The organism is Desulfosarcina sp. (assembly GCF_046496365.1).
In the GTDB taxonomy this organism is placed as follows: Bacteria; Desulfobacterota; Desulfobacteria; order Desulfobacterales; family Desulfosarcinaceae; genus Desulfosarcina.
This window is the reverse complement of record NZ_JAWOHB010000072.1, coordinates 1-14834: the sequence shown is the minus strand read 5'-3', so window position 1 is coordinate 14834 and position 14834 is coordinate 1. Positions and strand designations below refer to the sequence as shown.

General features: G+C 54.7%; 13 protein-coding genes. 7 read left to right on the top strand and 6 right to left on the bottom strand.

The window, feature by feature from the left end:
* The 4 genes from R6V78_RS06240 to R6V78_RS06225 all read left to right on the top strand — a co-directional run.
* A partial coding sequence (locus tag R6V78_RS06240; protein WP_410288476.1) for a hypothetical protein occupies nt 1-197 on the top strand: 197 nt, incomplete at its 5' end.
* 185 nt (nt 198-382) lie between these two features.
* On the top strand, nt 383-901 hold the full coding sequence (locus R6V78_RS06235; protein ID WP_410288475.1) for a DUF1499 domain-containing protein: 519 nt from the start codon (nt 383-385) through the stop codon (nt 899-901).
* 106 nt (nt 902-1007) lie between these two features.
* A complete protein-coding gene (locus R6V78_RS06230; protein ID WP_410288474.1) occupies nt 1008-3092 on the top strand; it encodes a sigma 54-interacting transcriptional regulator in 2085 nt (694 codons plus the stop codon).
* 231 nt (nt 3093-3323) lie between these two features.
* Entirely contained in the window at nt 3324-3902 is a 579-nt protein-coding gene (locus R6V78_RS06225) for an OsmC family protein (protein ID WP_410288473.1), read from the top strand.
* 158 nt (nt 3903-4060) lie between these two features.
* On the opposite strand, the gene R6V78_RS06220 is transcribed toward R6V78_RS06225, so the two are convergent.
* The 6 genes from R6V78_RS06220 to R6V78_RS06195 all read right to left on the bottom strand — a co-directional run bounded on the left by R6V78_RS06220 (nt 4061) and on the right by R6V78_RS06195 (nt 10863).
* The gene (locus R6V78_RS06220; RefSeq protein ID WP_410288472.1) at nt 4061-4768 is read right to left on the bottom strand and encodes an aspartate/glutamate racemase family protein; all 708 of its coding nucleotides are present in this window, start codon (nt 4766-4768) and stop codon (nt 4061-4063) included.
* A 20-nt stretch (nt 4769-4788) separates the two neighbouring features.
* Nucleotides 4789-6225, bottom strand: coding sequence for an FAD-dependent oxidoreductase (locus R6V78_RS06215; RefSeq protein WP_410288471.1), 1437 nt, complete (start codon nt 6223-6225; stop codon nt 4789-4791).
* Nucleotides 6218-6499, bottom strand: a complete 282-nt coding sequence (locus R6V78_RS06210) for a (2Fe-2S)-binding protein (protein ID WP_410288470.1) — start codon at nt 6497-6499, stop codon at nt 6218-6220. Before R6V78_RS06210 ends, R6V78_RS06215 begins: the two co-directional genes overlap by 8 nt.
* Nucleotides 6492-7667: an NAD(P)/FAD-dependent oxidoreductase gene (locus tag R6V78_RS06205; RefSeq protein ID WP_410288469.1), complete on the bottom strand. Its 1176-nt coding sequence runs from the start codon at nt 7665-7667 to the stop codon at nt 6492-6494. Before R6V78_RS06205 ends, R6V78_RS06210 begins: the two co-directional genes overlap by 8 nt.
* Nucleotides 7668-7754: 87 nt before the next feature.
* A complete protein-coding gene (locus R6V78_RS06200; RefSeq protein ID WP_410288468.1) occupies nt 7755-9662 on the bottom strand; it encodes a TRAP transporter permease in 1908 nt (635 codons plus the stop codon).
* 175 nt (nt 9663-9837) lie between these two features.
* A complete protein-coding gene (locus R6V78_RS06195; RefSeq protein WP_410288467.1) occupies nt 9838-10863 on the bottom strand; it encodes a TAXI family TRAP transporter solute-binding subunit in 1026 nt (341 codons plus the stop codon).
* A 348-nt stretch (nt 10864-11211) separates the two neighbouring features.
* On the opposite strand from R6V78_RS06195, the gene R6V78_RS06190 reads away from it, so the two are divergent.
* From R6V78_RS06190 to R6V78_RS06180, 3 genes are all read left to right on the top strand, one after another.
* Nucleotides 11212-11928 carry a GntR family transcriptional regulator gene (locus tag R6V78_RS06190; RefSeq protein WP_410288466.1) on the top strand — a complete coding sequence of 239 codons (717 nt, stop codon included), beginning with the start codon at nt 11212-11214 and terminating at the stop codon, nt 11926-11928.
* A gap of 595 nt (nt 11929-12523) precedes the next feature.
* Nucleotides 12524-13660: an LbtU family siderophore porin gene (locus R6V78_RS06185; RefSeq protein ID WP_410288465.1), complete on the top strand. Its 1137-nt coding sequence runs from the start codon at nt 12524-12526 to the stop codon at nt 13658-13660.
* Between the two features lie 44 nt (nt 13661-13704).
* Entirely contained in the window at nt 13705-14511 is an 807-nt protein-coding gene (locus R6V78_RS06180; protein ID WP_410288464.1) for a DUF4198 domain-containing protein, read from the top strand.
* The last annotated feature ends 323 nt before the right edge of the window (nt 14512-14834 follow it).

Below are 14834 nucleotides of genomic sequence, written 5' to 3'. Positions count from 1 at the left end.
TCTTTCTGACAGCATTGGCAAACCTTACAAAAAATCCTCCAGCCTGGGGCTTATCCATTGATTTTGTCCACAACGCAATGACCGGATTCAGGGCCGATGGCTCCAAAGCGGAACGGGAATTAGGAATATCCTACACACCGGTTCGTAAGGCGATTGAAGAGTGCGTTGAATCATTCCAATCAAAACCGAATACCTGATGCTGCATAGGAACCGGACCGAATGATCTGCCCCTTTTGCCGACAATTCGACGTCCCTGACAATTCGGGAAAGGCATTCACGAACGAAGGGATCAGATCTTGAAATGCCAAACCCTTCAAGCCAGTGCACGGCCTTCGTTAGCCGTTGAGCTTCGACGTCGGCGTGCGGAACAGGAGTTGACGAGATGATTGCGAAAACGAGCATGTACCTGCTGATTCCTGCACTGATTGTTTTGGCGATGTTCGCCGTGTCCTGCGCTTCGCAAGGCAAGAGGCCGCTCGGTATGACCGATGGCAAACTGTCACCCTGTCCAAGACGCCCTAATTGCATATCAAGCGAAGATGATGCCGGGCCGTCCCAGATTGAACCGCTCACCTTCACAGGCACACCCGAAACAGCATGGATGTGCCTGAAGCGTTCTATTCAGGACAAGGGTGGAGTCATTGAGCAAGAAGGCAGCGGCTACATCTGGGCCATCTTCAAGACACGACTATTCCGATTCGTGGACGACATAGAGTTCAGGATGGACGTGAAAGATGAAGTTATCCATGTCCGCTCCGCCTCACGCGTTGGATACTCTGATTTTGGGGTCAATCGAAGGAGAGTCGAAGCCATGCGACAGAAATTCTCGCAAGAACAAAATCAATGGGTCAACAAGAGCGTTGAGGATATCGGCGCTGACGGCGCCGGACCCACACGTTGAGGGGACAATGGAGTAGAAGGCGGACGTTGACAGTCAATGACGAAACGCTATACTGACACCAGATCAAGCCGCCGCGGAGCTGTCCCTCAAGGTAGATACGGTAAGGGTGCCATGTAACGCTAATATTCAGCAGCCTGCCAGCTTTCATCCTTTTGGTTTGATTTTCAAATACAGCCCTGTACAGCGGCGAGCCAACACTTTTGGCAAACGTTTCTATCAATATTGGGCCGATTTGTTCATTCCGGGAGGAATCAAAATGAGTCCGACTGATTCATATATAAATGAAGATTTTATATTGCGGTCCTTGGTGGAAGGAACGGCATCTGAAACGGGCACACGGTTTTTCCGGGTGCTTGTAAAAAATATCAGCCTTGCGCTGGGGACCCACGGCGCATGGGTGGCAGAATACCTTCCAGAGGTGCAACGATTGCGGGCATTGGCCTTTTGGCTGGGAAAAGATTATATTGATCACTATGAGTATGACATCGTGGGTACCCCCTGTGAGCCCGCTATCCGGAAAAAGACTCACTTGCATATACCGGAAAATGTGGTTCAGCTGTTTCCCGGCGACCCTGATTTACCCAAAATGGGAGCCGTCAGCTACATGGGGTATCCCCTCCTGAGCCCAGAAAAAAGCGTTCTGGGCAACCTGGCCGTCCTGCATACCCGCCCGATGCCGGAATCGTTTCTCAACCTGGCACTCTTTCAGATTTTTGCAGCCCGCGCCACTGCCGAACTGCTGCGCTTGAGAGCCGAATCTGAAGTTCGAGTGCAAAAGGAGAAACTGGAGGGATTGTTTAATGGGGCAATGGATGCCATTGTCGAGTTGGATGACAAATTCAATATTTTGATGATGAATCCAGCGGCTGAACGTATATTTGGCTGCCAGCGCGATCAGTGCATAGGCAGATCCTTCGAGCAGTTTGCAACATCTAAAGATATCGACAGGCTGTATAAAATCATCCGTAAATTGAAGCTTCACCCGAAAGATCAACGAAGTGTCTGGGTCCCCGAGGGGCTGTTAGCCTTGAGTGCTGATAAGAAAAAGATTCAGGCAGAAGCCACCCTATCTCAAATCGATAGCTCTGATAGGCATACTTATGTTCTTATTTTAAGGGATGTTAACGAACGTTATGAAGCTCAGAAAATGATCGAATTCCTGCGCGATGAAACTGAATACCTGAAAGATGAAATTCAATCGCTTTACAACCTGGGCGAAATAATCGGGGAAAGTAAGGCGTTTCGAAAAACACTTCAACTTGCGGCTGATGTTGCCTCTACGGATACAAGCGTTCTAATCTGCGGCGAGACAGGCACGGGAAAAGAATTGATCGCACGTGCAATCCACGCATCCAGCAAGCGGAAAGATCGTCCGCTTATCACCGTGAACTGTGCAGCTATTCCGGAAACACTGATGGAAAGTGAGTTTTTTGGTCACGAGAAGGGGGCATTTACTGGTGCCACCAAGCGCAGAGAGGGACGCTTTGCACTAGCCGATGGCGGCACTATCTTTCTTGACGAAGTGGGTGAATTGAACAAAGAACTGCAGGCAAAACTGTTGAGGGTACTACAGGAGGGAGAGTTCGACCCGGTAGGAAGTTCAAAGACCCGCAGAACGGATGTGCGGGTGATTGCCGCAACGAACAGCGATCTTTCGATGGCGGTTCAGGAGGGAAAATTCAGAACGGATTTATACTACAGGCTCAATGTATTTCCCATCAACATACCCCCATTAAAGCAGCGGGAAGACGACATCCGCTTGCTTGCAGAGCATTTCGTTCACAGGTTTTCAGCCCGCATGGGCCGAAAGATCGATCCGCTCAGTGTTGAGTGCGTCGAGCGGCTGAAAGACTATGACTGGCCCGGCAATGTACGTGAGTTGCAAAATGTTATTGAGCGAGGCGTGATCACTGCACGTCAGGGTCGTCTCAACCTTGACCACGCCTTGCCAGGGCACATGAACCCCACAAATTTCGAAAAACAGACGCCTTCGGAAAATGGCATAAAAACCATCCGGCAGCTTCAACAACAGGAGCGTGAAAATCTTCTGCTGGCATTAAAAATATCACAATGGAAAATTGGTGGCAAAAAGGGAGCTGCACAACTGGTGGGCATACCCCCATCAACCTTCCAGTCAAGAATGAAGGCCATGGGGATAAAGCGCCCCTATCAGCCTTTGACTGCTAAATAATTCCCATCAGTGACTTCCCCGCATCCTAACGACATCTCGTCGTTTTAAGCCACGAAATCTCGTTACCGACGAAATTTCGTTGTCCTTGTATTCAACCATTCCGTAAGCCTATCATCATGTTTATATTGAAAAAATCACAATTAATTTCAGTTGGCATGCCTCATGCTCTCATAGCTGTCAACCGCAAAGAAAGGTTGCGAAAAAAAACCAACTCAAAAGGAGAATCATAAAATGGAACAGGCAGCTAAAAATATAGAGGTGAATAACGTTGTTAATGGCGTTGATGTTGATGAATTGTTTGGGACCATCAATGCCATCAAAAAAGCGCCGGTGATTGCTACCTTTAAATTCAAGGCCGACAACCAGTGGATGGGCGGCGGTCATAACCGAACCACAATCAAGAACTTCTATGGAACTCAGCAGGATCACAAACACCAAGAACCGTTTGTACTCGACGCGGATGAACCGCCTCTTCTTTTAGGAAGAGATCTGGGTCCCAACCCAGTAGAGTATGCACTCACTGCCTTGGCCGCCTGTGTGACCACATCTATCGTTTACCATGCCGCAGCCAAAGGGGTCGCCATCCGTTCGATGGAATCTAGACTTGAAGGGGATATCGACCTTCAAGGGTTTTTGGGCATGCGGGACGATGTCCCCAGGGGCTATAAAGAAATCCGCATGTCTGTAAAAATAGATGCCGATGCGCCACCTGAAAAGCTTGAAGAAATCGTTCAGTTGGGTCCGACCTACTCACCGGTTTTCGACACCATCACCAGGGCTGTGCCGGTTAAGGTTCAAATGGAAAGGTAAAAATCGCGTCTATGCGTTTCGGCGATTTTACAATGAATCGACTGGAGGGCATAGACGCACGCAAATAAATAAGCGTATTATTTTCGATGACCTGCAAACGGGGGTTAACCCTGAACATATTTGGTCACAATGGATGACCCCATTACTCTTACTCCCACTCATCCCGACGTCAGCAGACTGTGGGCATGATTGACCATGGTCACCACATCGAACACTGGCAAACCGGTCGCCCGTCGCACCGTATTGGCAAAGGGCGGCATGTTGGTGCACTCCAGAACGATCACCCCGACTTCAGGATGTTCACGCATTAAGTGTTCTGCGGCCGCCTGCATTTCCCGATGGCATTGCCCCTGGTCCAGGGTCGCTTTCCCGCCGATGAAGACGGCGCTGAACTCCGGGGCGTGCTCCATGCCGATGATGGCCGATGGATAATGCTGAATGCCGACCCCCGCCAGATGCGCATCGGTCAGGGAGGATCGACGGGCGGTGATAATGCCGATTTTCTGATTGCGGCGGATCAGGGCCTGGGCCAGATGCACCTGCAGCAAGCTGGAGGAGAAAACCGGCACCGGAAGTGCTTCCACCAGATGGCGGTGAAACAGGGCTAAAAATCCGCAGCTGGTGGCGATGGCGTTGACCCCTTTGGCCACCAGGATTTTTCCGGCTGCGATGAAGTCATCGATCAAGCCCGTATCGGCCTCGATGACCAGTTTCTGGACAGAAGCGCCATGGACCTTCTGATGCACAACGGGAAAGGAGAAGGTATCCGGGTTGCCGATGTCGCCTTTGATCCGTGGAAAGGTCGTATCCAGCATCAGAATGCCGATCAGCGGTGAATTTCTGCTGCCGTGCGTGGCTGCGCTCATATTCCAACACTCCCCCCGGCTCAGCACTGAACACAGTCCTGGTGTCCTGAGCGACAATCCGGCAGCTTGGCCAGGGCCCCCAGGGCAACCGTCTTTACAGGTGCGCGTGCCGATGGACATCCGGCCGCCTCCGGCGACAGGTGGGTCAACGCGCCGATAATGTCCGCCAGAATCGGGCCGCACGTGCGGCCCTGGCAATTTCCCATGGTGCTCCGGGTTGCCCGTTTGATGCCGTTCAGAGTAGAAAACCCCCGGGTCAGCTGCCTGCGGATTTCATCCATGGTGACCTCCTCGCAGCGGCAGATGATGGTCTCGTCGGGGATATCGGCATAACACGCCGGCGCCGGCCGGCACAGGCGATTCAAAAAGCGGCCGTAGCGGACCTGATGCCGCCGCAGGTGGGCCAACGGGGGGACATGGCGGCCATGGCACCGGCGATCCACCCGCCCTGTTTTCAAGAGAATATCCCAGGCGGCGATTTGGCCTTCGATGAACGATTTGCCGGCGCCGGCGATGCCGGTGGTCTCGCCTGCCGCATAGATGCCGGGCTCCGAGGTGGCCATGGCGGGGTCCACATCCACGATCCATCCGCCTTTATCGGCGGCGTAGGATATGGCGCATCCGGCCTGCTGCGGCAGTTCGATGTTGGGCGAAAAGCCATACCCGACGGCCAGGGTGTCCGTGTGATAAATCCGCTCGGTTCCCGGAAGGATGCGCCCGCCGGAATCGGTGCGCGCCGACACAACGGCCGTTAGTTCGCTCCTCCCTCTGGCCTCGACAATGCGCACGCCCTGTTTCACGGGCACCCGCCGGGCGGCAAGGTCCAGGAGATAGAAGGCACCTTCCAGAAGTTTGGGCCAGATGGCCGGCCCGGCGAACAAAGCGTCGATCTTCCCGGCCAGGGGGCTTTGATCGAGAACCGCCTGAACGCCGCCGCCATGGGATGCGATTTCGGCGGCCAGCACCAGCATCAAGGGACTGCAGCCGCCGATCAACGTGCTGCGGCCCGGGAGGATGCCCGAGCTTTTCATCAGGATCTGGGCGGCCCCGGTAGAGATGACCCCCGGCAAGGTCCAACCTTTGAAGGGCAGATGCCGCTCGCGCGCACCGGTGGCCAGCACAATCGTGTCGGCCTGATGTTCGGATACACGGCCGCCCGGCGCTTCCACCAGCACGGTGCGTTCCGGATAGATTCCCAACACCTGGGTGCGGTGGAGAAAATGAACGCCTTGTTTCGAAATCCGCTGCGCCAGCCGCAGGCCCCTGCTTTTGAGGCGGTCGGGCTCGAAACACCGGCGGACGCGGGAGTAATGGGGCGGGTTGCGCAGCAGCTGCCCGCCGATGTGGGCGTTGTCGTCGATTACCAGAAGATCGAGCCCGTGTCCGGACAGCAGTTCCGCCGCGGCGATGCCGGCCAACCCGCTGCCCACGATGATCACCTGATGCCGGTTATTCATCGATCCGGATCTCCATACGGTCTTCCACCAGGGTCATGCAGGCCCGCTGGTTGGGCACGCCGTCGATGGTGACCAGGCAGTCGTAGCAGACCCCCATGCCGCAGAAGATGCCCCTGGGATCACCGGTTTTGGCGGTTCTGCGCAGTCCCCGGATGCCAGCGGCCCACAAGGCGGCGTGGACAGTTTCGCCTTCGACGGCGGAACAGGCGCGCCCATTGACCACAATCGTGATCGCCCGACCGCGCGCCGGTGAAACAATCCGCAGATCACCCATGGGCGGCCTCCGTTGTGTGGTTTGCGTTCTTGAAGCGGCTCAGCTGAAAGGCATCCAGCGCAATATCGCTTTTTCCCGTGGCGATCAGCTGGGCGATCAGTTCGCCGGTGACGGGCGACAGGGCGATGCCGTCGCCCTCGTGCCCGGCTGCCATGATGAACCCGGGAACCTCCGCCACCGGGCCCAGGATGGGCAGCCCGTCGGGGGTGTAGGGACGCAGGCCGGCAAAGGACCTGATGACGTTCGTGCGCGCCAGCGCCGGAAGGATTGCGCCTGTCTGAGCGGCAATGGTCCGCAGACCGCCGGTGGTGGTGCGCCGGTCGTAGCCGACGAATTCGCGGGTGGATCCCAGGAGGAAATTGCCGTTTTCGGTCTGCTCGATGGAGATTCCTTCCCCGTTGCCCCGGGCGATCTCGGGGTTGAACTTGGCCGCAATGTACTTGGCCGAGATCATGCAGTGGCGGATCATGCGCGGGCAGGCCTCGGTGACGATGATCTGTCCGCGTCTGGGTTTGATGGGAATCACCAGCCCCACCATGCTTCCGATGTCAGGGGCATGGGCGCCGGCCGCATTGACGACCACTTCGGTCTCGATCCGCCCGGCACCCGTTATCACCGCCGATACCCTGCCGCCGGTGATCTCGATACCGCGCACCGGCCCGCCGGTTATCAAGCGCGCCCCCATGGCCCTGGCGCCCAGCGCAAACCCGAGCGTCAGGGCCATGGGATTGACCTGGCCATCCATGGGTGAATGGGTGGCGCCCAGAAGATGTTCGGAAAGATGGGGTTCCAAGCGCCGGAGTCGAGCGGCATCCAGCAGGGCGACATCCAGGCCGATTTGCTGCTGCGCCTGGACGAATTGCTCCATGGCGGCCAATTCGCTTTCGGTTTCAATGAGCACCATCCCGCCGGTGGCCTTGAATTCAAAAGGCACGGGCAGGCGCCGGGCCAGCTCTTCGAACCGGCGGCGGCTCTGCATGGCAAGTTCGAGATGGATTCCCGGTTTTTTAGACTGCAGGAACACCAGGCCGTCGCAAGCCCCAGAACTGCCGGCGGCTAAATCGCCGCGTTCCAGCAATATCACGCGCAGGTTGCGCCGGGCCAGGTGATAGGCGATCGAGGTGCCAATCACACCGCCGCCGATGACCACGATGGGTGCTGATTTCATTTTCACCACTGTGCGGATGGATTGAATCCTCCCCGTTCGCTCACTGACCCCGCCGCAAGCAGCGGGGAATGCGCTCGCTATCGCGGTTCAATTCACGCTTGTCACCGGAGCCAGCCTGCGCCGACGGGAAAAACGCCAGAACAAAAAGGCCACAATGATCGCAGCGCCGGCCAGGAGTATGACCGGCTGGGCGAGCATTTCCCGGTGGGCGCACAGGATAAACGCCCCCGCGGCTCCCGCCCCCAACATGGCCCTCATGAGCATGGAGAGACGCTTGACAAAGAATCCGGTAACCGCGGCGGAAAGCAAAATGACCCCGATGATCAGCGTCAGCGCCAGGGAAGCAATTTCCACGACGCTCCCTTTCAGGAGAAGCGCCTGGTTATAGGTAAAAATCAGGGGAATGCAAAAAGCCGGAATGGCCAGCTTGAAGGCTTCAAATCCGGTTTTCAGCGGCTCCGACCTGGCGATGGAGGCTGCGCAGTAAGCCGGAATGCATACGGGCGGCGTGACTTCAGCCAGGATGGCATAATAAAAAACCAGCAAATGCGCCGGCAGAATGTCGGTGCCCAGGGCGACGAGGGCAGGTCCGCCGATGGTGACCGCAATGATATAGGCCGGGGTGCAGGGCATGCCCATGCCCAGGATCAGGGAGGTGATCATGATCAGCAGCAGGGCCGGCAGAAGAAATCCGCCGGACCAGTGACTGATCACCGAGGCGATGCCCAGCGCCAGCCCGGTATGGGTCACGATGGCCACCACCATGCCGGCCCCGGCGCAGGCCAGGGCGATCATGACCATCTTCTCGCCGGCCGATCGCAGGGCCTCGAGAAGTCTTCGGGGGGTCATGGCGGTCTTCTTTTTGAAGAAGCTGATCACAAAGGATGTCGTGATCGCCCCCATGGCGGCGATGAAGACCGAATACCCGTAGAGGAGCATCGCGATCAGACACACCAGCGGCGTCAGCAGATAGGCATCCTTGATGATCACGGAAAGCGGAAGCATCAGCTCCTCTTCGCCCAGCCCCTCGATGTTCTGTTTTATGGCGACGAAGTGGACCCGGATGATCAGACTTGTGTAGTAGAGCAAGGCCGGCAGGGCGGCCGCCACGCAGATTTGCAGATACGGGATACCGGTGATTTCCGACATGACGAAAGCCCCGGCGCCCATGATCGGCGGCATGTACTGCCCGCCGCTGGATGCCACGGCTTCGACCGCCCCGGCGAATTGGGGTCGAAAGCCGAGCCTTTTCATCATGGGGATGGTGAAGGTGCCGGTGGCATAGACGTTCGCAGCCGCCACGCCGCTGATGGACCCGAAAAAAGCGCTGCTGATCACCGACACTTTGGCAGGTCCGCCCCTGCTTCGGCCGGCCAGCCGGCAGGCCAGGTCGGTGAAGAATTTGCCGGTCTGCGTACTCTCCATGAAGGCCCCGAAGATGACGAAAAGGGCCACGAAGGTGGCTGAAATACCGGTTATAGAACCATAGATGCCCGCATCGGTGAGGAGGTACTGCATTTCGATGAGTTCGGACACGGGCAGGGGTTTGGAAAAGAAGACACCACTGAGCCAGGGTGCGATCTGAAGATATCCCAGAAAGGCCACGATCAGGATGGACATGGCCGGCACCACGGCCCGCCGGATCGCCTCGAGCAGCAGCAGGACGTTCAGGGCGCCCAAGCCCAATTGCATCCAGGTGAGCGGGTCGATAAATTCCAGGCGGGTGCTCAGGGCATCCCGGTTGATGATCAGGTAGAGCGGGGGCAGAAGCGCCAGAAACGCCATTATCCAGTCATAGGCGGGGATGGTCTTCCTCGACGTCCGCTTGGAGGCCGGGAAGAGAACGAAGGCCATGGGCAGAAGGAACAGCAGGTGAATCCCCCGCTGAATCCTCGGTTGCATGACACCGAAGGTGGCCGTGTAAATCGCAAACAGCGAGACCCCGGTCAACCATGCGCCGATCACCGTTCTTTTCCAGCCGGATAATTCTCTCAACGGGTTCCCTCCATCTCGGTGTCCGCTGGTTTGGGTCCCTGCGCCATGCACAGCAATTCCAATCGAAGCGTCCGGTGCCGCAGGTCGGTGGTTCCCAGGCACGTTCCGGGTCCACCGACCTGCGGCACCTCCCATGTGCAATATCTACATGGACATGAATATGGAAAACCGAAGGTTATTGCTTGTATCCGGCTTCTTTATAGAACTTATCCGCACCCGGGTGCAGGGGAACCGCAACACTGACCCATCCCTTTTCCGGAATGAAGGTCTGGTTGGCGTTGTTGATCTTGTGGAGTTCTTCTACATGCTGGCACAGGATTTTGGTGATGGTATAAGCCACCAGGTCTGTCACATGGCTTCCGACCAGCAGTTCGCCGGTACTGACCACGGTGGCAACGTCGCTCTCCTGCTCCGCGTAAGTCCCCTTGGGGATGATCTGTTTTCCGGACGACCTCGGTAGGGTTCCCAGATCCTTGGCCAGGGTGTCGATACAGTCATCGGAAAGCGGAAGCAGAACGCCGCTTCGGCTGACCAGCATTTCTGTGATGGCCGAGGCCGGCAGCGCCAGGTGCGTGAAAACAAAATCGACATGGCGGTCCTTGTACAGGCTGACCATGTCGGCGTAATTGGCCTGGAATACCTTGCCGCCCGCCTTTTCGATATCCGCGGCCGAAATCCCGTTGAATTTCAGAATATTTTCAATCAGGGGCAGATCCGAGGTACCCTTCATGGGCATGGCCACCTTGAAGGCTTTGCCATCCTTGACCGCCTTGGCCATCTCCGCAACCGATTTGACCCCCTGGTCTTTGCCGGCCATGCAATGAACGTAGTAGGTTCCGAAAATGCCGCCCAGAGATCGGACATTGGGATTGGCTTTTTCATAAAGCGGCGCCATGCCACTCAAGGCCATCTTGTCCACAAACGTGATTCCCCACCCCAGGTCGTCCTTACCGTTGGATACCCGCACCGGGTTGACCAGGCCACCGCCCGGGACCACCTTGACCGTCAGTTTGGGCTCCTTTTCCGAAATCAACGCCGCGATGCCGCCGGCCTGGACATACCATCCCCCGCCCACACCGCCCGCCACCCATGAAAGGGTCGTGGGGCTGAGTTCTTCCGCCCGCGATGCATTGGGGACACCAACCGCCAGCCCAACCGCCAGTGACAGGAACACCATTGCCTTAATGATTTTCCACTGCATAAAAAGCCTCCTTTATTATTAAAAAGAAAATAAAATCAACTCCATCATTAAACTTCAAAAATTTATTTGTCAAGAAAGTATAATTCAAATTCATCAATTTAGATTATTCAATGATATATGTAGATTATACCATTTATGACGTTCGTCTTGGTTGAATGCCTAAAATATTTATTATCTATTTTATAAAATTCGTAACCGTTATGAGTTGGGTTATTTTATCCAGATCCATCCCAATTCCTGGATTGCAATTTAATTAACAATTTTATAAAAGATTATCATATGAAAAGCCGTTTCGACAGGCTTCGCTTCGTACCAACCATCATCCTTGTTATTTGAATCGGAGATTGCATGGCAGAAAAAAAACAGCACAAAAAAGCGGAAAAGATCGACCTGGCGCAGAAAGCCTACCACGGCATTCGGCAGATGCTGTTCTACAACGAAATACTTCCGGGACAGAAAATCAAATACCAGGATCTGGCCGACAAGATCGGCGTCAGCATCACGCCGGTGATTCATGCGCTGAAGTGGCTGGAATTCAAAAACATCGTCAGCCACGAAGCCAACCGCGGCTATTTCGTCAACGAGGTCAGCCTGAAGGAGATCACGGAAATCTATGACACCCGGCTTCTGCTGGAAGTTTCCCTTGTCCCGGAAATCATGAACCATCTGGACGATCAGTCGTTTAAACGCCTGGAAGGCGCCTTTGATGCCTATCGCAAGGCGGTCAATGAGGAAAACTACTACAACCGGCTGATGACGGACATGAAGTTCCACCTGACGCTGGCGTCGATCTCCCAATGCCACATCCAATTGAAAATGCTGCAGGAACTCTTCGACATGCTGCTGCTCAAATACACCCGCAACCTTATTCTGATGGGCATAACGGACAGTTCCCTGAAAGAGCATGTGCACATTTTCAAATCGCTGGCCGGCAGAAATACAGAAGAACTGCGGCAGGCACTCTGCATCCATCTGGACAACGTTCGCAAACATATCACCGACGGCTTCAGAAAAATGTTCGACATCAAGCCGCAGGAGATGGTGGATTTGTTCAGTTTGCAGTGAACTCCAACAGGGTTGACCGCTTTCATGTACCGACACAACCTTGACATTTTTTACAGACAAGGAACTGGATAAATCAGGCCAGGAGCGATTCTCAATTGCATTGAATTACAAAACCAAGCAGTGGACAGCGGTTGAAGGAAATGCAGCCCCTGTTGACGTCAGGGCTCTAAGACCGGCCATGGAAGATCAGATTCCTGATATTTACAAGCGACTTCTCAAACGGCAAATCATACTCAAAGGAATTTATGCCCATTGTAAAAAGAGGCATTTTAAACAGCCGAGAAGGTCTTTGGACCCGTTGCTCAGGCAACCATGCGCTGTCGAAGCAAATCGGCTTCATTGCTGCGCTCGATCCCATGGATGACGACGCATAAACTTGTTGACTATATCGTGTATTGGGGTTAAAAACCGTCCTCAATGAACAGGCTGAAGCCTGCATAACAAACAAAATACGTAATTTTTTTTCGGAATATTTAAGCCACGAAGGTCTTCTCCGTTTGGAACACGGACGACCTCGTGGCTTTTTTATTTCTCGGAAAACCTGAGGAAAATGCTTAATCACATGTGAGGTGCAATAAAAGGAGGAGGGAAAAGGATGAAGGCTCGAACGATCAAGGCAGTTTTGTTGGGGATGGCTACCGTCGTCTGGTTATGCTTGACGGGGATGCTTTCGGCCGCCGGGGCGGAAGAATCAACCGAACCCCAAGCCGGCGGCGTCACCAGCATCGAAGACCGCATTGAACATTTGGAACAGGCGATCGGCCGAACAGTTGAGGGTGACCGGTGGTACGACCGCCTGCAGATCAGCGGGTTGATTGAAGTCGAAGCCGGGTACGGAAAAATCGATTTCGAGGACCCCGCTGAGGCAGATGAGAAAACCAGCGATGTGGACTTGGCAACCGTCGAACTGGATGTGGACGTCAAAATTGTCGATCATGTTGACGGGCATGTGTTGTTTAAATACGAGGAGGATGACGTTTTTATGGATGAAGGCTTCATCACCCTGACCGGTACGGAGGCGTTTCCCGCTTATTTGATCGCCGGGCGGCAATACATCCCTTTTGGCAATTTTGACAGTCATTTTGTCACCGATCCGACAACTTTGGTATTGGGTGAAACAAACGAAGGGGCGGTTGTGGCCGGTTATCGATTTGGAGGTGAAATGGTCCATATTGCAGCCGGGGTTTTCAATGGCGGCGCTCAGGAAACCGGCGATGATGATGTGATAGACAGCTTTGTCGCAAGTGTTGCAGTGAATCCCCTTGAAGGCTTGACGTTTGGCGCATCGTATAACTCGAATCTGGCCGGCTCGGATAGCTTTAACGAAGCCGTTGTCGATCCCGACAACCTTGATTCGTTGGTGGGCGGCTGGAGTGCTTATGTCAGCTATGCGTTCTTGGAGCGTTTCAAAATCATCGCTGAATATGTCGGTGCACTTGACTCATTCAGGGCTGGTGAAATCTACGACCCAGGGGAGACAAAGGAACGCGATCTGTCAGCCTGGAACATTGAGCTTGGCGCGATGATCATCGACCGCTTGGAACTGGCCGTTCGTTATGGTGGGTCCGATGATGGCGGGAATGATTTTTTGTCGGAAACCCAGTACGGCATCGTGGTTAACTGGGGATTTTTCGAAAACACCAATCTGGCCCTGGAATACTTGCACGACGAGTACGAAGACGATTTCCAGGAGGTGGAAACCCTTACCGCTCAGCTTGCCATTGAATTCTGACAATCAACAAAAATTCCAAAACACCTGTAAAGGAGACAGCGGCGATGCATACAAAACGTTTTATGTTATTCGCAATGATGGCAATGGGGATAATGGTGGCAGCCAATCCGGCATCGGCCCATTTCGGTACGATTACGCCGTCGGACGACATCGTAACTCAGGATGACGACAAAACCGTGGCGGTTCAGGTCAGGTTCATCCACCCCATGGAGGGGCACTACATGGAGATGGTCAAACCCAAACAGTTCGGCGTGATGCATGGCGGGAAAAAGACCGATTTGCTCGACACGCTTCAGGCATCCAAGGGAAAGAGCCCGGATCAGGAAAATTCGTTTGCCTATTGGAAAACGGATTTCCAGATTCGCAGGCCCGGTGACTACACGTTTTATGTCGAGCCCACACCCTATTGGGAGCCCGCCGAAGACGTGTTCATCGTTCACTATACCAAGGTCTGTGTCAATGCGCTGGGGCTCGAGGAAGGCTGGGACCAGCACGTGGAATTGGAAACCGAAATCATTCCTTTTACAAGGCCCTACGGCTTGTGGACCGGGAATCTGTTCACCGGCCAGGTGCTGCTAAAAGGCAAGCCGGTCCCCTTTGCCGAGGTGGAGGTCGAGTATCTCAACGCGTCCCCGGACAATAAAAGCCCTGTTGTGCCCCCGTCCGATCCATACGTGACGCAGGTGGTCAAGGCCGATGCCAAAGGTGTTTTCAGCTACGCCATGCCCAGGGCCGGATGGTGGGGATTTGCGGCGCTGAACGAAGCGGACTGGAAAATAAAGCACGATGGACAGGAGAAGGGCGTGGAAATCGGCGCGGTCTTCTGGGTGCACACCCTTGACATGAAATAGGCGCAGGCGGTTTGTCCAACCCCCATCCAGCGCCCTTCGCTATTTGGTAGGGCGCTGGTTTTTTAACGGCAAGAGACGGGAGCCACCATGAAGATAATTAAATTTTTGCTTGTCGCCACGTTTGTGATACTGCTGCTCAGCGGAACCGCGCTGGCGCACAAAGTCAACTTGTTTGCCTACGCCGAGGGTGGAAAAATTTATACGGAGAGCTATTTTCCGACGGCAAACCCGTGGAGGGCGGCAAGGTGCTTGTTTATGACAGCCAGGACCAGCTGATCTTGGAAGGTGTCACCGACAAAACGGGGCTTTTCAATTTTGATATC

Coding starts and splice junctions, on each gene's coding strand:
- R6V78_RS06185 (WP_410288465.1), top strand. CDS start 12,524: ATGAAGGCTCGAACGATCAAGGCAGTTTTGTTGGGGATGGCTACCGTC.
- R6V78_RS06210 (WP_410288470.1), bottom strand. CDS start 6,499: ATGGGTGATCTGCGGATTGTTTCACCGGCGCGCGGTCGGGCGATCACG.
- R6V78_RS06190 (WP_410288466.1), top strand. CDS start 11,212: ATGGCAGAAAAAAAACAGCACAAAAAAGCGGAAAAGATCGACCTGGCG.
- R6V78_RS06235 (WP_410288475.1), top strand. CDS start 383: ATGATTGCGAAAACGAGCATGTACCTGCTGATTCCTGCACTGATTGTT.
- R6V78_RS06180 (WP_410288464.1), top strand. CDS start 13,705: ATGCATACAAAACGTTTTATGTTATTCGCAATGATGGCAATGGGGATA.
- R6V78_RS06205 (WP_410288469.1), bottom strand. CDS start 7,667: ATGAAATCAGCACCCATCGTGGTCATCGGCGGCGGTGTGATTGGCACC.
- R6V78_RS06220 (WP_410288472.1), bottom strand. CDS start 4,768: ATGAGCGCAGCCACGCACGGCAGCAGAAATTCACCGCTGATCGGCATT.
- R6V78_RS06195 (WP_410288467.1), bottom strand. CDS start 10,863: ATGCAGTGGAAAATCATTAAGGCAATGGTGTTCCTGTCACTGGCGGTT.
- R6V78_RS06225 (WP_410288473.1), top strand. CDS start 3,324: ATGGAACAGGCAGCTAAAAATATAGAGGTGAATAACGTTGTTAATGGC.
- R6V78_RS06215 (WP_410288471.1), bottom strand. CDS start 6,225: ATGAATAACCGGCATCAGGTGATCATCGTGGGCAGCGGGTTGGCCGGC.